19 protein-coding genes are annotated in these 17,372 nt (G+C 45.0%); 12 read left to right on the forward strand and 7 right to left on the reverse strand.

Annotated features, from left to right (window positions below; genetic code table 11):
* Positions 1 to 14 precede the first annotated feature (14 nt).
* Positions 15 to 1,289 carry a c-type cytochrome gene (locus BP74_RS19305; RefSeq protein ID WP_496376757.1) on the reverse strand — a complete coding sequence of 425 codons (1,275 nt, stop codon included), beginning with the start codon at positions 1,287 to 1,289 and terminating at the stop codon, positions 15 to 17.
* Between the two features lie 275 nt (positions 1,290 to 1,564).
* Between BP74_RS19305 and BP74_RS19310 the strand changes: the two genes are divergently transcribed.
* Positions 1,565 to 1,843 carry a DUF6787 family protein gene (locus tag BP74_RS19310; RefSeq protein ID WP_496376759.1) on the forward strand — a complete coding sequence of 93 codons (279 nt, stop codon included), beginning with the start codon at positions 1,565 to 1,567 and terminating at the stop codon, positions 1,841 to 1,843.
* On the forward strand, positions 1,840 to 2,457 hold the full coding sequence (gene purN / locus BP74_RS19315) for a phosphoribosylglycinamide formyltransferase (RefSeq protein ID WP_496376761.1): 618 nt from the start codon (positions 1,840 to 1,842) through the stop codon (positions 2,455 to 2,457). The genes BP74_RS19310 and purN overlap by 4 nt, the downstream gene beginning before the upstream one ends.
* Before the next feature lie 60 nt (positions 2,458 to 2,517).
* On the opposite strand, the gene htpG is transcribed toward purN, so the two are convergent.
* Together htpG and BP74_RS19325 are read right to left on the reverse strand one after the other, a co-directional pair.
* Complete coding sequence (htpG, locus tag BP74_RS19320; RefSeq protein WP_496376763.1) at positions 2,518 to 4,416, reverse strand: molecular chaperone HtpG; 1,899 nt, start codon at positions 4,414 to 4,416, stop codon at positions 2,518 to 2,520.
* A 121-nt stretch (positions 4,417 to 4,537) separates the two neighbouring features.
* Positions 4,538 to 4,963, reverse strand: a complete 426-nt coding sequence (locus BP74_RS19325; protein WP_496376765.1) for a response regulator — start codon at positions 4,961 to 4,963, stop codon at positions 4,538 to 4,540.
* Between the two features lie 327 nt (positions 4,964 to 5,290).
* Between BP74_RS19325 and BP74_RS19330 the strand changes: the two genes are divergently transcribed.
* Positions 5,291 to 5,563, forward strand: a complete 273-nt coding sequence (locus BP74_RS19330; protein WP_496376767.1) for a hypothetical protein — start codon at positions 5,291 to 5,293, stop codon at positions 5,561 to 5,563.
* Here BP74_RS19330 and BP74_RS19335 read toward each other — a convergent pair whose 3' ends face one another.
* Positions 5,564 to 5,965: a response regulator gene (locus BP74_RS19335; RefSeq protein ID WP_496376769.1), complete on the reverse strand. Its 402-nt coding sequence runs from the start codon at positions 5,963 to 5,965 to the stop codon at positions 5,564 to 5,566.
* 222 nt (positions 5,966 to 6,187) lie between these two features.
* On the opposite strand from BP74_RS19335, the gene BP74_RS19340 reads away from it, so the two are divergent.
* From BP74_RS19340 to BP74_RS19350, 3 genes are all read left to right on the forward strand, one after another.
* Positions 6,188 to 7,021: an OmpA/MotB family protein gene (locus tag BP74_RS19340; RefSeq protein ID WP_496376771.1), complete on the forward strand. Its 834-nt coding sequence runs from the start codon at positions 6,188 to 6,190 to the stop codon at positions 7,019 to 7,021.
* 68 nt (positions 7,022 to 7,089) lie between these two features.
* Positions 7,090 to 7,320, forward strand: coding sequence for a hypothetical protein (locus tag BP74_RS19345; RefSeq protein ID WP_496376773.1), 231 nt, complete (start codon positions 7,090 to 7,092; stop codon positions 7,318 to 7,320).
* 90 nt (positions 7,321 to 7,410) lie between these two features.
* Positions 7,411 to 7,914, forward strand: a complete 504-nt coding sequence (locus BP74_RS19350) for a 2'-5' RNA ligase family protein (protein ID WP_496376775.1) — start codon at positions 7,411 to 7,413, stop codon at positions 7,912 to 7,914.
* Between the two features lie 3 nt (positions 7,915 to 7,917).
* Here BP74_RS19350 and BP74_RS19355 read toward each other — a convergent pair whose 3' ends face one another.
* Together BP74_RS19355 and mqnC are read right to left on the reverse strand one after the other, a co-directional pair.
* A complete protein-coding gene (locus BP74_RS19355) occupies positions 7,918 to 8,106 on the reverse strand; it encodes a hypothetical protein (protein WP_496376777.1) in 189 nt (62 codons plus the stop codon).
* Between the two features lie 76 nt (positions 8,107 to 8,182).
* On the reverse strand, positions 8,183 to 9,307 hold the full coding sequence (mqnC, locus tag BP74_RS19360; protein WP_496376779.1) for a cyclic dehypoxanthinyl futalosine synthase: 1,125 nt from the start codon (positions 9,305 to 9,307) through the stop codon (positions 8,183 to 8,185).
* Between the two features lie 129 nt (positions 9,308 to 9,436).
* Between mqnC and BP74_RS19365 the strand changes: the two genes are divergently transcribed.
* The 6 genes from BP74_RS19365 to BP74_RS19390 all read left to right on the forward strand — a co-directional run bounded on the left by BP74_RS19365 (position 9,437) and on the right by BP74_RS19390 (position 17,092).
* A complete protein-coding gene (locus BP74_RS19365; protein ID WP_496376781.1) occupies positions 9,437 to 10,621 on the forward strand; it encodes an aspartyl protease family protein in 1,185 nt (394 codons plus the stop codon).
* Between the two features lie 119 nt (positions 10,622 to 10,740).
* On the forward strand, positions 10,741 to 11,979 hold the full coding sequence (locus BP74_RS19370; protein WP_496376783.1) for a M16 family metallopeptidase: 1,239 nt from the start codon (positions 10,741 to 10,743) through the stop codon (positions 11,977 to 11,979).
* Positions 11,980 to 12,062: 83 nt separating this feature from the next.
* Positions 12,063 to 13,337 (forward strand): M16 family metallopeptidase, encoded by a 1,275-nt coding sequence (locus BP74_RS19375; protein WP_496376785.1) that lies wholly within the window; start codon positions 12,063 to 12,065, stop codon positions 13,335 to 13,337.
* 227 nt (positions 13,338 to 13,564) lie between these two features.
* Positions 13,565 to 14,593, forward strand: coding sequence for a WD40/YVTN/BNR-like repeat-containing protein (locus tag BP74_RS19380; RefSeq protein WP_496376787.1), 1,029 nt, complete (start codon positions 13,565 to 13,567; stop codon positions 14,591 to 14,593).
* Between the two features lie 156 nt (positions 14,594 to 14,749).
* Positions 14,750 to 15,094 carry a phage holin family protein gene (locus BP74_RS19385; protein ID WP_496376789.1) on the forward strand — a complete coding sequence of 115 codons (345 nt, stop codon included), beginning with the start codon at positions 14,750 to 14,752 and terminating at the stop codon, positions 15,092 to 15,094.
* Positions 15,095 to 15,109: 15 nt separating this feature from the next.
* Positions 15,110 to 17,092, forward strand: a complete 1,983-nt coding sequence (locus BP74_RS19390) for an alpha-ketoacid dehydrogenase subunit alpha/beta (protein WP_496376791.1) — start codon at positions 15,110 to 15,112, stop codon at positions 17,090 to 17,092.
* A gap of 32 nt (positions 17,093 to 17,124) precedes the next feature.
* On the opposite strand, the gene BP74_RS19395 is transcribed toward BP74_RS19390, so the two are convergent.
* The coding region (locus BP74_RS19395) for a hypothetical protein (protein WP_496376793.1) at positions 17,125 to 17,372 on the reverse strand (248 nt) is incomplete at its 5' end.

Genomic DNA, 17,372 nt, shown 5'->3' on the forward strand with positions numbered 1-17,372 from the left:
ATGTTCAATGCTGATTAATAGTGACATTTTTGACATTCCAGACCTCCGATGTCCTTCACGGTCACACTATCCATTTTACCCGATTTAATATCGTTGTGAAACTTCTCGTATATACTGTAGAATTTGTTTCCTGTACTATCGCTGTAATTAAAGTTCACTTTTGTTTCGCGGTGGCAGTTGATACACCATCCCATGCTCAGTTCAGCCATTTGCTGTACTTTATCCATCTGCTGGATGTTTCCATGACAGGTCTGGCACTGTACGTTTCCTACCTTGGTATGCTGTGAGTGGTTAAAATAAACGTGGTCTGGCAGGTTGTGGATCTTCACCCATTCAGGAGATTTAGCGTTGGCCGGATCCCATGTAGCTCCGGGTCCGGGGGTGAAACCTGCATATTTGTATAGTTTCTGGATCTCTGCAGTTCCGTTGACCTCGTTCTTGTTCTCGTCATAGATCTTAGGACCTTTTTCGTAGGCATTGATCGATTTATGACAGTTCATACACACATTCAATGTGGGAATACCGGCGTGTTTGCCTTCAAAAGCACTGTTGTGACAGTATAAACAGTTGATCTGGTTGATACCCGCATGCACTTTGTGTGAAAAGTAAATTGGCTGCGTTGGCTGGTAACCTTGCTGGCGGCCAAGACCAATAGCGCCCTTACCTACATAATAACCACCTACTATAAATAATAAGATGGCAAATAAAGCAATATAGATCTTATTGCGCCAGAATGGAACCGGCTCCGGACGAAGGATACTTTCCTTATCGTCAGACAGCTTTTTCAGGTTGCTGTTCACCTGCATCAGTATCAGGGCTACGATGGCCAGTATCAGTGAAATGATACCGAAGATCAACGCATTCCTGTTAGATGTTCCTTCACCTTCAGCAGCAGTGGCACCCTCTCCTGTTGGCTTGGCAGCTCCGGGAGCTGGTGCATTCTTGATCCAGTCAAAAATGGCATCAATATCAGCTTCAGATAATTGCGGGAAAGAAGGCATTATCTGCCCGAAAGTCTTATGTAATTCCTGTGTATAAGGAGTAGTTGGGATAAAAGCTCCGGGATTATGTACCCACTTGTGCAGATTCTGTCTTCCTTCAGCCCAGGGCCCTCTTTCTTCAACGCCCCTCAGGTGCGGACCTGTACCATCCTTATCCAAATTGTGGCAGGTTTGGCAATTCTGTTGAAATATCTGCTGACCCGATTGAGCTTTTATGGAGTTAAAGGAAATTAGAAGCAAAAGTCCTGGCAAAACACTCCTCTTAGCAATTATCTTAAAAAAATTCATAGAAAAGATTGGTCTGAAATGTGGATAATTTCCCGAATCGGGTGCAAAAATATGACAGGAATCTAACAAATCATCGAGGTTGCAAAAAATTTTTTAACCCGCTACCAGCCTGTGTTTCAGCCGATTTTCACCCCCTTTCGAAAATAGCATAAAGATTTATGTCATGTTTTTGTCTGATTAAGGTCAGGTTGTTGAAATCTATGATATCTATGTTTAACAGCCCCAATTCAATACCCCGGCCAAAGGCTAATTTCGTAACAATCAACGGCGAAAACATGTTCGAAAGATTACAAGAAAAATGGGGAGTCGGACCTGTAAGGATCATCCTTATTTTGGTAACATTTGCATTGGGCGGGAGTCTTACCGGATACTTGGCCAAAAAACTGATTGCCGCTTTTGATATCGATAGTATATATCTATATATACCGGTTTACATATTATTGGTGACAGTTCTTTGGCCTCTCATGGTCATCCTTGTCAGCCTTCCTCTTGGCCAGTTCTTTTTCTTTAGGAGCTATATTCGCAGGATCGCAAATAAAATTGCCCGAAAATGACGGATCCATTGCCTTTCAACAAACCCATTGCAGCCGGGGAATTCAAACACATTACCATATTTGCCTCAGGTGCGGGAAGCAACGCCTCCCGAATCATAGACTATTTCAGTAACTCAGAACATGCAAGAGTATCCCTTGTAGTATGTAACAAGCCGGGTGCGGGTGTCATAACGATCGCTGAAAAAGCCGGCATCCCCGTATTGATGATTGAGAAGGAGCGGTTTTTTAAAGGAGATGGCTACCTGCCTGAAATCCAACAGGCCGGATCCAGCCTGCTTGTATTGGCAGGCTTTCTATGGAAAGTGCCCCAAACCCTGATCAATGCCTTTCCCCGCCGGATCATCAACATCCACCCTGCCCTATTGCCAAAATACGGAGGAAGGGGCATGTATGGACAATACGTACATGAATCAGTTTTAAATGCTGGCGAGATGGAGTCGGGTATTACCATCCATTATGTAGATGAGCATTATGATAATGGTGATATTATTTTTCAAACGGCCTGCCCGGTGCTTGACACTGATTCAGCTGATAGCCTGGCGCAACGCATCCACCAGCTGGAACACCTCCATTACCCAATGGTAATAGATGGTCTGCTACAGGAATTACCCTAAAAAAAAGCCGGAACAGTTTCCTGCCCGGCCTACATATTACATCTTACAAATTTCTATTGCTTATTCTCCGCTTGCAACCTGCACGCTCCTTTCCACGAAAGCGGTAAGGTCGGCACCCTTTAACATGCCTTGCGACAGTAAGGCAAGGTCAAAGGCCTGCCTGGCCAGCTGCACCCTATGCGTATCATCAGCCTGTAAAATGCGTTGAACCAACTTGTGGTTGCCATTCACGGCCACTTTATAGGAATCAGGCAATGAACCATAGAAATTCATTCCGCCGCCACCGCCCATACGTGCCATATCTTTCATGCGGCGCATCCATTCTTCCATAGTAATGGTCACCGGCATTTCTTCGGCAGAAAGGCTTTCCACTTCCACCTTCATATTAGTATTATTGATGGCTTTCTCAAACACTTCCTTTACCAGTTTTTGTTCGTCTTCAGTCAACTGGTGGGTTTGCGCATCTTCTTTTTGTATCAGCTTATCCAATACGTCCGCATCAACCCTTTTAAATGAAACTTTCTCCAATTTCATTTCCAGGTGCTGCATAAAATGGTTATCGATAGGTGAATCCATCACCAGTACATCATAACCTTTTTTATTGGCAGACTGCACATAACTGTGTTGCCTTTCTTCATCCACTGTATACAGGTAAACGGTTGTACCATTTTTATCAGTCTGGAAGTCCTTCACCTTCGCACTGTATTCTTCCAGTGTATAATGCTCTCCGGCTGTATTGGTCAGTAACAAAAAGTCTTTGGCTTTTTCATAAAACTTTTCCTCGCTCAGTGCACCATACTTTACAAACAAGCCTATATCCTTCCACTTTTCCTCGTAGGCTTTCCTGTCTTTCCGGAACAACTCATTGAGCTTGTCAGCCACCTTGCGGGTAATGTAGCTATTGATCTTTTTTACATTGCTGTCTGCCTGTAAAAAGCTACGGCTAACATTCAACGGGATGTCAGGGGAATCGATCACACCATGCAACAGCATTAAGAATTCAGGCACAATATCCTTGACTTCATCGGTGATGAATACCTGGCGGGAGAAAAGCTTGATCTTGTTACGCTGTACCTCGAAATCATTCTTCAATTTGGGAAAGTAAAGAACGCCTGTAAGGTTAAAGGGATAATCCACATTCAGGTGTATCCAAAACAGTGGGTCTTCAGCGAAAGGATATAACTCCCTGTAAAAATTAAGGTAATCCTCATCTTTCAGGTCAGCTGGCTGCTTTGTCCAGATGGGCGTTGTATTATTGATGATGTTGGGAACATCAATGCTTTTGTATTTCTTTTCGCCCTTTTCATCTTCTCCATCCTCTACCGACTCTGAGCGTGTTCCAAACTGGATAGGTACAGGCAGGAATTTGGCATACTTATCCAGTATTCCCTGCAGGCGGCTTTCCTGCAAAAACTCTTCACTTTCTGCATTGATATATAAAATAACATCTGTACCTCTTTCCTGTTTGTTGCCTTCTGTGATCTCGAATTCCGTACTTCCATCACAGATCCAGCGAGCTGGTTCTGCCCCTTCCTGGTAGCTTAGGGTTTGTATCTCTACTTTATCAGCCACCATGAATGCTGAATAGAAACCCAGACCAAAACGGCCAATGATCTCGTTGGCATCATTGGCTTCCTTAAACTTTTCCATGAACTCAGTGGCACCTGAAAAAGCTATCTGGTTGATATATTTTTTGATCTCTTCTGCAGTCATACCTAGACCTTTATCACTAATGGTGATGGTCTTAGCTTTTTCGTCCACCGATACCTGGATGGTCAGGTCGCCCAGTTCCTGGTTGTATTGACCAAGAGAGGACAAACGTTTGATCTTTTGCGTAGCATCAACGGCATTACTTACCAGTTCACGCAGGAAGATCTCGTTATCTGAATACAAAAACTTTTTGATGATGGGAAAGATGTTCTCTGTGTGAATGGAAATGGTTCCCTTTTCTTGTACCATAGTCTGTAATATATTTATCTGTTGGTGTAATAGATTGTCCCTTAGCTATCAATGCCTGTTCCAAACAATGAAATTTGCCAGATTGACAGGAGTTAATTAAAGGATCTAAGTAAAAAGAGGATCAGGTGCTTTGTTTCAGCTGGTTGATCTCAAAATTGCAGCGGTTGACGAATTCCCGGGCTATTCCCTCGAGGTCATTGAAGTTGAGGGGTTTGGTAATGAGTTCAACGCCCCATTGCTGGGCAAAGAACTGGTCAGATATGCTATTGGAAGTACTGAATAGCACGATGGGTACTGATTTCAATTTATGGTTATTCCTGACCTTCGCCAGGGCTTCCTTTCCATCCATTACCGGCATATTAATATCCAGAATCAGGAGGCAGGGCAGCACATCATTGGAATGCATGTTATCAAGGATCTGCAGGGCTTCCCAACCATTAAAAGCATGCACCACCTCGATATGGTCATGTTTTTCGAATGCCTCTTTCACCATGAACACATCATCAATATCGTCCTCTGCATATAAAATGGTGTGCTTGCTTATCATACAATAAAGGTATCAATTATGAACTAATCTTTGCACTTCCAATAGCTGAAGCCGCTGAGAAATTCACGTATTCTTACCATAACCGTATTTTATTGATCCGGTGCAAGGATTGATACCTGGTTGAAACCCATAGAAACATTGATTGACGCATTTCATCTACACTGCTAAAACATGTGGCTGCAGCAGGATAATTATTTTGTGAAGGATAAAGTTGAATTGTAGAATAGTATTCCTTTATTGTTGACCAGATTTTACATTAATAATTTTTATTGGCTATACTCTTAAAAGGGCATGCTCTTTGGATTTATCCTGGCAAAAGCATGTGTTATGGAAATGACAGCAGTAGTGTTGCACGAGGGTGCTTTAGCTCATTACGATGTAGCAATAGGAAATGATGGGAGGTGTTTTGCACACCTTCAAAAATATAATGGCAGGCAGGAAAATGCTCCCCCACAGCAATTGGTGCTGCAAAAAGACAGGAGAAGGTGGGTGGCTGATGAAAGGTATAAGGACCTGTCGGATGAATTGGGATATGCCATTGAATTAAAAGCCAAACCCATATTGGAACGAAATCGTTTTGGCGGGCATCCCGCAGGCTAATTATTCAGATTTGCAGTAAGTGATCAGCTTTAAAACAGCCTTTTCCAAGCTTTTATAGTTTGGTGGTTTGGTGATCATCTCCACCTGGTATTTACGGCAGTAGAGTTTATCCAGTTCGCTATTGGATGTCGTGAAGATCACCAGGGGGATGGCCATATATGCTTCCGATTGCTTGATGCGGGAAAGCGTTTCCTTTCCATCCATAATGGGCATATTGATATCAAGAATGATCAAAGAAGGGTAGGATCCGTCTTGCCCTGCTTTTTGCAAATAATTCATGACCTCCTGCCCGTTTCTTACTTCTATGATCTCAAAATTGCGGTTATTCTTAAGCAGGATCTCCTTCATAAGCATAAGATCATCTGCATCATCGTCGGCCCATAGAATGGTGTTTTTCAGCATGCTTATTTTTAGAAGGTTTAGGCTGGCGGGCAACAACAGGGTCGCTGCCTGAAATTATGTTCAACAAAGGTATTCCAAGCCTATTTTACTCCAAAATTCCTTAGGCCGGAACAGGAAATTACTCGTTGAAAATCGAATTCAAATAGTCCGTTTTCTCCTTTAAAAGCCCGGAAACTGCTCATATGGCATAGTTTTTTTACACGTATGGCAAAACGTTGTAGCATGAAAAAACACTACAGCCTCCTCATATCCTCCCTATTTTGCATTTTATTACTTTCCTCGTGCATATCACGTAAAAAATATGAAGCATCCCTTACCCGTGAGCAGGACCTGATGGCCCAGAATACAGAGCTCAGGAACGAGATAACCCAATTAAAAGGGCAGGTTGAAGGTCTCCAGGGGGACAATGCCAAACTGGTGAAGCAAATTGATGATGCCATGAAAAGCGCATCACAGGCTACCGGTGTCGCTAATATGACCCAGAAACAACTGGAAGCCGAACAAAAAAGGCTTTGGGATCTTAGAAAACTCCTGGACCAGCAAAGACAGGCAGTGGAAAACCTGCGCAAGAAAATGTCTGATGCACTTACTGGTTTTAGCTCCAATGAACTACAGGTCTTTACTAAAAATGGAAAGGTATATGTAAGCCTGCAGGAAAACCTGCTGTTCCCTTCAGGTAGTGCCGTGGTCAATGCAAAGGGTAAACAGGCACTTGCTACCCTGGCCCAGGTACTGAATGTAAATCCTGATATCAATGTGGTAGTGGAAGGGCATACAGATTCCATTCCTATCCATGGCAAATATGAAGATAACTGGGCGCTCAGTGTTGCCAGGGCCACCTCTATCGTTCGTATTTTAACTGATACCTACCATGTTGACCCCACCAGGGTAACCGCCAGCGGCCGCAGCAAATTTGAACCGGTAGAACCCAATGAGTCAGCAGAAGGGAGGCAACGCAACCGCAGAACAGAGATCATCCTGGCTCCAAAGCTCGATGAACTGATGCAACTGTTGCAGCAGGGACCTGCTCAACAGGATTCGTCCTCTACCCAATAAAGAATATTACCGGGAACACCTGGAGACTTGAAATCCATGGGTTCCCGGTCAACTTATAAAAGCTGCATATGGAAGATCTGTTCTCTACACAACTGGATGTCAACCATCAAAACATCACCTACCACGTCATTTTCGATAAGGAGCGTTATACTTTTATTCCCCAGGGAGCCAAAACGGCGGTAGAACCATTTTCTTTTATACGCGAACACGACGAATGGCATTTGACCGAACTATTAGACCCCACGCTGAAAGCGCAGGCCATAGAAGCCCTCGACCGTTACCTGTTCAGGCAACATTAAACCCTAAGTGCTTCCTATTATTCGGCTGGCGTTAAAACACTTATCTTTCGGATAAACGTTTATAAGGATATAAATTTGTTTATTTACGCTATGGAAGTACCCCTGATCCTTACTCTGGCCTTAGAAGAGTATGCTTTCCAGTTTTTCAATGCCCTAAGAAAGATCTATTACCCGGCTGACCAAAATAAGTCTGGTGCCCATCTTACTTTATTTCGCTTATTACCCAACGAAGAATCAATAATTGAAAAGATAGCTACCCTCGCTGCACATCAAAATACCATCACATTACAAGTAAAGGAACCTGTCCTGACTTCCACTGGAGTTGCCTATTCCATCGAAAGTAATTGCCTTATGCAGTTGCATCATAAGTTTCAAACTAGCTGGAAAGATTTCCTGATACCACAGGATCGTGAAGTTTTGTGGCCACATATTACTATCCAAAGCCAGGCAGGTAAAGAAGAAGCTTCTGAATTGCTGCAATTCCTGAAAGATAATTTTTCTGCCTTTGATATTGTTTCCACCGGGCTTCAACTCTGGGAAAACCAGGGAGGCAACTGGAAATTATTTAGAGAATTCCCTTTTGTAAAAGATTGATAATTAGGCCTTCACCACGGTTTTTAAAAGGAAAAAGCTGATGGCCATTCCTATGCCGCAACCCAATAAGGAAGAATACACTTTATCCCTTCGGTTGTTTAGGGCAAAAAGACTGAAAGCCACACCAAAAATGCCAAATAACAGTCCGACGATAAAGGGTACCCAAAGAAAATAAAAGCTGTTGTTTTTCATATTCAGATCCCAAGGTAGGTAGTGAATCAATGAGGCCTTCCGCCAGGAAAGACCTCAATTAGTATTTGTTATTCCATTAATAATTTACAACCTGCTCTTCGATGGCCTGGGGAATTTCCCTCCATTCATATTGCTGGTTGCGAAGCTGGGGTTCAAAGCCTGCTTCTTTGATCGCTTCCTGTATAGTGCGGTAGGTAAACCTGTGTGGGGCACCGGCAGCACTAACCACATTCTCTTCGATCATGATGCTTCCAAAATCATTTGCTCCCCCATTCAAACATAACTGGGCTGTTTGCTTACCTACGGTCAGCCAGGAGGCCTGAATGTTCTTGATATTAGGCAGCATGATACGGCTGATAGCGATCATGCGTATATATTCTTCCGGTGTGGTCAGGTTATGAACGCCACGGATACGGGTCAGCAAGGTATCTACATCCTGGAAGGTCCATGGAATGAAAGCCAGGAAGCCCTTGGCATCCTTTGGCTTTTTCGCCTGCACTTCCCTGATCTTCACCAGGTGTTCAAAGCGTTCCCGGATGGTTTCCACATGTCCAAACATCATGGTGGCGGATGTGGTGATATTCAGCTTGTGTGCTTCATGCATAATCGCCAGCCATTCGTCCGCTCCACACTTACCCTTGGAGATCAGGCGGCGTACCCTGTCCACCAGTATCTCTGCTCCTGCGCCGGGAAGTGAATCCAGGCCGGCTTCTTTCAAAGCCTTCAACACTTCATGGTGAGTCGACTTTGCCAGCTTGGTGATATGTGCTACTTCGGGTGGCCCGAGCGCGTGTAATTTAATGGTTGGAAACTCCTGCTTGATCTGGCGGAAGATGTTGGTATAGAAATCAAGACCCAGTTCCGGGTGGTGTCCACCTTGCAACAGCAACTGGTCACCGCCATATTTGATCGTTTCCGAGATCTTCTGCCTGTAGGCAGGCATATCTGTAATATAGGCTTCTGGATGGCCGGGAATGCGGTAGAAATTGCAAAACTTGCAATTGGCAATACATACGTTGGTAGTATTCACATTCCGGTCTATCTGCCAGGTCACCTTCCCGTGCGGCACCTGCTTCTTCCTCAATTCATCGGCTACATACATTAACTCTGTCAGGGGCGCATGTTCGAAAAGGTGCATACCTTCTTCGATACTCAGGAACTCAAAGGCTAATGCTTTGGTGTATAATTCGGAAAGATTCATAGCGCGGCAAATTTACAATGCTTTGCCAGCATTATGGATGAAAGGTTTGGCCGGAGCCAAAGCTTAGAATAATTTTAATACTTCTGGCGATTGCAACTTTTAAAATTTATCTTTTGTCCTACTAAAGGAATGAAGAGAACCATTACGCTTATACTGCTGCTTGCTTTAACCTTTTCTTCTATTGCCCAGGAGGAGTTCATAGCTCCTTCCCGTTTTCTCACCAGGTGCGATTTCTCACAGCTTACGGGGGGCGTCATACTGATGCGGGCCCGCCTGGAACCCTTTCCCGACACGCTTAATTTCATCCTTGACAGTGGCAGCGGTGGTATTTCCCTGGATTCTGTCACCGTTCAATACTTCGGGCTTAAAAGCATCCCATCCAACAGGACCATCAGGGGTATAGCAGGTATAAGAAGAGTGAGCTTTGTCCATAACCAGGTCTTAAAGCTGCCTGACCTCAGTATTGACAGCCTGGATTTTCATGTCAATGACTACTCCATACTTACCAGCGTTTATGGCGAAAGGATCGATGGCATTATTGGATATGCGGTACTCAGTCGCTATATCCTGAAAATAGATTACGATAGCAACAAGATCGAATTCTGGTCACGCGGGTCCTTCAAATATCCACGTGGTGGTTTTTTGTTAAGACCACAGATCAATATGCTGCCGGTGCAAACCCTTCGCATCAAGGATGACAAAACCATAACCAGCCGTTTCCTGTTCGATATGGGCGCCGGGCTAAATATGATGCTGACCTCGGATTTTATCAGGGATAGCTCCATCATGCGTAAAAAACGAAAATTCTTTACCAAGCAGGCGGAGGGGCTGGGAGGTAAGATAGATATGAGCCTGACAGTGATCAAAGAGGTCAAGCTGGGACCCTACCGATTCCGCAATGTGCCTGTCTATATCTTCGACGACACCTACAACGTCACTTCCTATCCTTACCTGGGTGGCATTTTGGGCAATGACCTGCTGCGAAGGTTTAACCTGATCCTCAATTACGAACACCGGGACATTTATATGCTGCCTAATACGCATTACAATGAACCATTTGATTATTCCTATACAGGTATGGAGCTGTTTTATGAGAATGGCCATATAGTCATTGGAGATGTGGCCAAAGGATCACCTGCCGAGGCGGTAGGACTCAAAGAGGGAGACATTGTCATCGCTATAGACAGGAATTTCAGCCAGAACATACAGCAATACAAGCTGGCCATCCAGAATGCCGGGGATAAACTGAAAATGATCATCCAGAGGGGAACGGATATCATGGAATACAATGTCAAGGTCAAAAGCATTCTTTAATAAGGGCCAGGACCTGGCCAACATCCTAATCGTATCTTTTGAATACTTTTACACCCCTTTATAATAAGGGCAAAGGTTTAGCGCATACATTTGTCCGTTCACTATTAAATTATTAGTTCGTGGTTCAATTTGAAAGGTTCACGCTGCAAAATGGATTAAGGGTCATCGTTCACCAGGATACTTCCACGCCCATGGCGGTGGTCAATGTGATGTACGATGTAGGAGCGAGAGATGAAGATCCCGCTAAAACAGGTTTTGCCCACCTGTTCGAACACCTGATGTTTGGCGGCTCCGTAAATATCCCGGTGTATGATGAGCCCCTGCAAATGGCAGGAGGTGAGAACAATGCCTATACTACCAACGACCTGACCAACTATTATATACAGCTTCCTTCCGAAAACCTGGAGACAGCTTTCTGGCTGGAAAGCGACCGCATGCTTTCACTGGCTTTTACAGAGAACAGCCTGGAAGTGCAGCGCAAAGTGGTAAGTGAAGAGTTCAAGGAGCATTACCTGAACAAGCCTTACGGTGATGTTTGGTTGAAATTGCGCGAGCTGGCCTACCAGGTGCATCCTTACCGCTGGATGACCATTGGAAAGGAACTCTCTCATATTGAAAATGCCCAGCTGCAGGATGTAAAGGATTTCTTTTTCAAATACTACCGCCCCAACAATGCCATCCTTGTCGTGGCAGGCAACGTGACTGTAGACCAGGTACGCACACAGGCAGAGAAATGGTTTGGCCCGATAGAGCCGGGTGAAAAATACCAGCGCAACCTCCCTTCGGAGCCCCCACAATCCACGGCCAAAAAGTTGGAGGTTTTTGCCAATGTACCCCTGGATGCCTTGTATAAATGCTGGCATATTTACCCCCGCATGGACCACCGGTATTATGTTTCAGACCTTATCACGGAGATATTGGGAGGCGGTGGATCTTCCCGCCTGTACCAGGCCCTGGTAAAAGAGAAACAATTGTTCAGCAATATTGAATGCTATCATTTTGGCACCCTGGATGCTGGTCTGCTAGCTATTGAAGGTAAATTGGTGAAAGGTGTGAAAATGGAGGATGCCGAAGCGGCGATTGAAGTGGAACTGGAAAAGATCAAAAATGAAAAAGTTACGGAAGCGGAATTGCAGAAAGTGAAGAATAAAACTGAAAGCATGATCGCCTTCGAAGACATGAGCGTCATGAACAGGGCCAATAGCCTGGCTTTTTACGAGCTGCTGGGAGATGCAACCCTGATGAATACGGAACTGGACCGGTATAATGCCGTAACGGTTGAAGATATATTGCAGGAAGCTCAAAAGATCTTCAGGGAAGAAAATAGCAGCACCTTGTATTATCGTACCCAGGTGTAAGTTACCTGTCCCAAAAAGAATCATCGCCTTACATCTAACCTGGCAACATAGGTTGCCCTGTTAGACAAAAAAACAAAAGATACATGTTGAACAGAACCATCGCTCCCCCTATAAAAGATGCAATAGAATTCAATTTAAGTTTAAAGCCTTTGGAGAAACATACCCTAAATAATGGGGTGCCAGTATATGCTGTCAATGCGGGGGCTGAAGAAGTATTGCAATTGGAATGGGTGTATTATGCGGGCAACTCGTTTGAAAAAAGTAACCTGGTTGCTGCCAGTACCAACTTTTTATTAAAGAATGGCACCTCCACTAAAAACGCTTTCCAGGTCAATGAGCATTTTGAATACTACGGCTCTTACCTCAACCGCAACTGCTTTAATGAAACTGCTGTCATCACATTGCATTGTCTGGCCAAGCACCTGGAAGTGCTGTTGCCGGTGGTGAGAGAGATGCTGGTTGATGCCGTCTTCCCTGAAGAAGAGATCAGCATTTACAAGCAGAACATGAAGCAGCGCCTGAATGTGAACCTCAAGAAAAGTGATTTTGTTGCCGGTCGCCTGATCGACACTTACCTATATGGGCCGGAGCATCCCTATGGGCGCTTCAGCCGCTTTGAAGATTTTGACAGTCTTTCGCGGGAAGATGTAGTGAACTTTTACCAGCAATATTACCGGGATGGTAAGTTCCTGCTCTTTGCTGCAGGCAAGCTTCCATCCAACCTGTTCTCCCTGTTGAATCAGCACTTCGGTGATCTGAAAAACAGCGAAGTAACAGTTCCGCTTATCCCATCTGTGCAGGCGGAAGAAAAAAAATACCGGGTCACCAACGATCCGCAGGGTGTACAGGGTGCCATACGCATGGGCTCCAATTTTCCCAATCGTCACCATCCCGATTTTATTAAAGCACAGGTGCTGAATAATGTATTCGGTGGTTTCTTCGGCTCCAGGCTGATGAGCAATATCCGGGAAGAAAAAGGATATACCTATGGCATATACAGCTACCTGGAAAACCATATACAGGAAAGCGCCTGGGTTATCAGCACAGAAGCTGGCAGGGATGTATGCGAGGCCACGATAGTGGAAGTGTACAAGGAGATGGAAGAACTGCGCAATGAGATCGTTGAGGAAGATGAACTATTGCTGGTGCGTAACTATATGATAGGTTCCATCCTTGGTGATCTTGACGGACCTTTCCATATCATCAACCGCTGGAAAACCATCATCCTGAATGACCTCCCCGAAGATCATTTTTACAAGCAGATAGAAACCATTAAAACTGTTTCCGCCGAAGAACTGCAACAACTGGCTAACAAGTACCTGCAGCCGGAGAAATTTTATGAACTGGTAGTGGTGTAGGGAAGGGGGTTGACAAGTTAACAGGTTGAAATGTTGACAAGGATGTAGTGTATAGTTTAAAAGTTAAGGTGTGGTACGTTGAGTTGATAAACCTCCCCTCGAATTTGTTTTCGACATTCAGTAACATTGATCAATTCCATATAATATATTTATGGTGCGTTCTATAGGAATGATTGACCTAAACGAACCAGAAACAAAAAACCATAAACCATAAACAGTACTGTACCATGCTGAAGACTTCCTTTTTATGCCTCGCATTTACCTCTATTTCTGCCACGCTTGTTTTTTGCAGCAATGCAGATAGCTCCTCTGTGAATACTGAAACCACTACATCTGCTCCTATAACAGAGAACCTGGGAACCCAATGGACACCAGTAGCCCTGAACGACAAGGATGAAACAGTAAGTGCCTTTGTTACCACCAAAAAAGGGCGCCTAGTTGCCGGCACATCTGCAGGTCCTTATATTTCAGATGATAAGGGTAACACCTGGAAGCCAGCCAATATCAACCCGGATGATAAAGCTGCTGTATTCAGCCTGGCCATGGACGCCTCAGGCACCATCTACGCAGGTCTGAGCCGCTATGGTGTACTGGTTTCAGACGACAATGGAGACAGTTGGAAATTATTCAATGAAGGATTGAATAAGGGTGGCCCCCGCAGCAGCTATGCCATACTCGCCACAGGCAATATTATCCTGAAAGGAACCCTGGAAAGTGGTGTGTACCTGTCTGATACCAAAGGCAAAAGTTGGCAACCTTCCAGCAATGGCATACCCCTTGACCTGATTACCAGCAAGATGGTATCTGTTTCACAATTGGTACAAAATGACAAGACCGTTTATGCCTTAACGGACCTCGGTGTTCGTTATTCCAATGATAAAGGAAAGACCTGGAACAAACCCTTACATAATGGTATAGTGCGGCTTGGCTATATGCAATCCCTTGCAGTTTCTAAAAACAACTTGTTTACAGGTATTGGCACTGCGCAAAAAGGCGTGTTTCTTTCCACCGACAATGGCAATAACTGGAAAGCTGCCGGGTTGGATGGTAAAGCTGTTTCGGCCCTTTTTGCAGCACCTAACGGGGTACTCTATGCGGGAGCAGAAGGTGAAGTATTCCGTACTGCAGATAATGGAAAGACATGGACAACTATTGGCACCGGGCTTCCTAAAAAAGCGGTGTATGCCATCGGCCTTTCCCCGGACGGAAAGTTGCTTGCAGGTATCAACCGCACCGGTATTTATCTTCTTAAATAATCGATTAAAACCCAACTTACATAAACCCTGGCCTCCAGGGTTTTTTTATGCTCACCATTTAAAATGGTTGAATTCTTTAGGCATCTACTCCTAAAGAACTACAAACAACACACTACAAACTACAAACTGTTCTATTTTTGAGAAAAATGAACTCTTATGGGTTTTATCATTAAAGTACTCATTACCGCTGTAGCTGTTTACCTTGCAGCCTATCTCCTGCCAGGTGTAAACATCACCGATGTCAAAACTACCATCATCGTCGCACTGGTTCTTGCCCTGCTCAATACATTTATCAAACCGATACTGGTCATACTAACCATACCCATCACGCTGATCACCCTTGGCTTGTTCCTCCTGGTGATTAATGCTCTCATGGTGAAATGGGCAGCCAGCCTGGTTTCAGGCTTCACTGTTGATGGATGGTGGTCAGCCTTGCTGGTTAGCCTGATCGTAACCGTGGTTAGCTATATATTGAACGGCCTTATTGGCGACAGGGAGTAACCTTAATAATAATTCATGGACTTTCACCGCAAAGGACTTTCCCAAAAAGAACTGGTACATCTTTACAAGCAATTGCTATGGCCGCGACTTATTGAAGAAAAGATGCTCGTATTGCTGCGCCAGGGTAAGATCTCCAAATGGTTCAGCGGCATCGGCCAGGAAGCCATTGCCGTTGGCGCTACCATGGCCCTGGAAACGGATGAATGGATCATGCCCCTGCACCGCAACCTTGGGGTATTCACAGGCCGTAACATGCCTTTGCATAAATTATTCAAACAATGGCAGGGTAGCAGTGACGGTTATTCGAAGGGCAGGGAAAGAAGTTTTCATTTTGGAAGTCGCGAACACCATATCTGTGGCATGATCTCCCACCTTGGTCCTCAATTGGCTATTGCCGATGGCGTAGCGCTTGCTGCAAAACTCAAAAAGGAAAACAAGGTATCTCTTGCCTTTACAGGAGACGGTGGCACCAGCGAAGGAGACTTCCACGAAGCATTGAATACGGCAGCCGTCTGGGACCTGCCTGTTATCTTCCTGATAGAAAATAATGGCTATGGCCTAAGTACACCCGTAGAGGAACAATACCGCTGCGCCAGCCTTGCCGACAGGGCCAAAGGTTATGGCATGGAGTCAGTGATCATCGATGGCAACAATGTGCTGACGGTTTATGATACCATCAAAGGTGTCAGGGAATACTGCATCAAAAACCAGAAGCCTTATTTGATCGAATGCCTCACCTTCCGCATGCGCGGTCATGAAGAAGCCAGCGGCACGAAATACGTTCCCAAAGAGTTGTTTGAAGCATGGGAAGTGAAAGACCCCATTAAAAATTATGAGCAATGGCTGTTGAAAGAAAAGCTATTGACAGAAACAGAAGTGAGTTCTATTCGTGATGACCAGAAAAGAATGATTGAAGAGGAACTGCAAATAGGTTTTGATTCACCTCCTATTGTTGTTTCTATTGCTAATGAATTAAAAGATGTGTATGCTCCGCGTATATCAGCTATTAATCATCCTGGAACCTTAGATACTACCAGGGAAATACGGCTGATAGATGCCATTAAAGAGGGACTGCAGCAATCCATGGAGCAGCATTCCAACCTTATTCTAATGGGGCAGGATATAGCTGAATATGGCGGTGCCTTTAAGATCACCGAAGGTTTTGTTCAGCAGTTTGGCAAGGAGCGTGTGCGCAACACACCGCTTTGTGAAAGCGCCATTGTTGGCGCCGCATTAGGCTTGAGCCTGGAAGGCTTCAAGTCCATGATGGAAATGCAGTTTGCCGACTTTGCGGCCGTAGGCTTTAACCAGATCGTAAACAACCTGGCCAAGATCTACTACCGCTGGGGGCAGAATGCTGATGTGGTGATCCGAATGCCTACAGGTGGTGGTGTAGGTGCAGGACCTTTTCACAGCCAGAGCAATGAAGCCTGGTTTGTGCACACACCGGGACTAAAAGTGGTCTATCCATCCACCCCTGCCGATGCCAAGGGATTGCTTATAGCTGCCATCAATGATCCCAACCCGGTCATGTATTTCGAGCACAAAGGATTGTATCGCAGCATCAGCGGACCAGTACCCGAAGCCTATTATGAAATAGAAATTGGTAAGGCCCGCCAGGTGCAAACCGGTGATGATATTTCCATCATCACTTATGGTGCTGGAGTTCATTGGGCCGAAGATTATGCCATGGAAAATACCCATGTATCCATTGACATCCTTGACCTTCGCAGCTTATTACCGCTGGATTACGATGCTATTGCTGCCGCTGTAAAACGCACGGGTAAGGTGCTGATCCTACACGAAGACACGCTCACCGGTGGCATTGGTGGAGAGATTGCCGCATGGATTGCAGAAAATTGTTTCTCTTATTTGGATGCACCTGTTATGCGCTGCGCTTCGCTTGATACTGCAGTTCCCTTTAACCTGGAACTGGAGAGGAACTTCCTGGCAAGAGCAAGACTGGCGGATAAGATTGAGGAATTGTTGGAATGGTAAACCTCTTTCCCGGTGAGTCACCGCAGCAGTGACTAACATCTTATGAAATCCAGTGCGGGACTCATCGGAAATAACAACATCACTTGACGTCCGCCCGGGGTCTTCTCCTGTGGCCTTGGGCGCAAGCCAGAGAGACCCCGGGATTCCATTTGAGCAGTATCTTTAAACCATGCCTGTTCGCTTTCAACATGAGCAATACTGTAATAGCTTTTTAACGTCCGCCCGGGGTCTTCTCTGATGGCTTTTGTGCGCCAGCCAGAGAGACCCCGGGATTCCATTT

The sequence above is a fragment of the Flavisolibacter ginsengiterrae DSM 18136 genome, assembly GCF_059568575.1.

Coding starts and splice junctions, on each gene's coding strand:
- BP74_RS19330 (WP_496376767.1), top strand. CDS start 5,291: ATGGAAATGACAGCAGTAGTGTTGCACGAGGGTGCTTTAGCTCATTAC.
- mqnC (WP_496376779.1), bottom strand. CDS start 9,307: ATGAATCTTTCCGAATTATACACCAAAGCATTAGCCTTTGAGTTCCTG.
- BP74_RS19355 (WP_496376777.1), bottom strand. CDS start 8,106: ATGAAAAACAACAGCTTTTATTTTCTTTGGGTACCCTTTATCGTCGGA.
- BP74_RS19340 (WP_496376771.1), top strand. CDS start 6,188: ATGAAAAAACACTACAGCCTCCTCATATCCTCCCTATTTTGCATTTTA.
- BP74_RS19365 (WP_496376781.1), top strand. CDS start 9,437: ATGAAGAGAACCATTACGCTTATACTGCTGCTTGCTTTAACCTTTTCT.
- htpG (WP_496376763.1), bottom strand. CDS start 4,416: ATGGTACAAGAAAAGGGAACCATTTCCATTCACACAGAGAACATCTTT.
- BP74_RS19325 (WP_496376765.1), bottom strand. CDS start 4,963: ATGATAAGCAAGCACACCATTTTATATGCAGAGGACGATATTGATGAT.
- purN (WP_496376761.1), top strand. CDS start 1,840: ATGACGGATCCATTGCCTTTCAACAAACCCATTGCAGCCGGGGAATTC.
- BP74_RS19380 (WP_496376787.1), top strand. CDS start 13,565: ATGCTGAAGACTTCCTTTTTATGCCTCGCATTTACCTCTATTTCTGCC.
- BP74_RS19390 (WP_496376791.1), top strand. CDS start 15,110: ATGGACTTTCACCGCAAAGGACTTTCCCAAAAAGAACTGGTACATCTT.
- BP74_RS19305 (WP_496376757.1), bottom strand. CDS start 1,289: ATGAATTTTTTTAAGATAATTGCTAAGAGGAGTGTTTTGCCAGGACTT.
- BP74_RS19375 (WP_496376785.1), top strand. CDS start 12,063: ATGTTGAACAGAACCATCGCTCCCCCTATAAAAGATGCAATAGAATTC.
- BP74_RS19385 (WP_496376789.1), top strand. CDS start 14,750: ATGGGTTTTATCATTAAAGTACTCATTACCGCTGTAGCTGTTTACCTT.
- BP74_RS19345 (WP_496376773.1), top strand. CDS start 7,090: ATGGAAGATCTGTTCTCTACACAACTGGATGTCAACCATCAAAACATC.
- BP74_RS19350 (WP_496376775.1), top strand. CDS start 7,411: ATGGAAGTACCCCTGATCCTTACTCTGGCCTTAGAAGAGTATGCTTTC.
- BP74_RS19310 (WP_496376759.1), top strand. CDS start 1,565: ATGTTCGAAAGATTACAAGAAAAATGGGGAGTCGGACCTGTAAGGATC.
- BP74_RS19335 (WP_496376769.1), bottom strand. CDS start 5,965: ATGCTGAAAAACACCATTCTATGGGCCGACGATGATGCAGATGATCTT.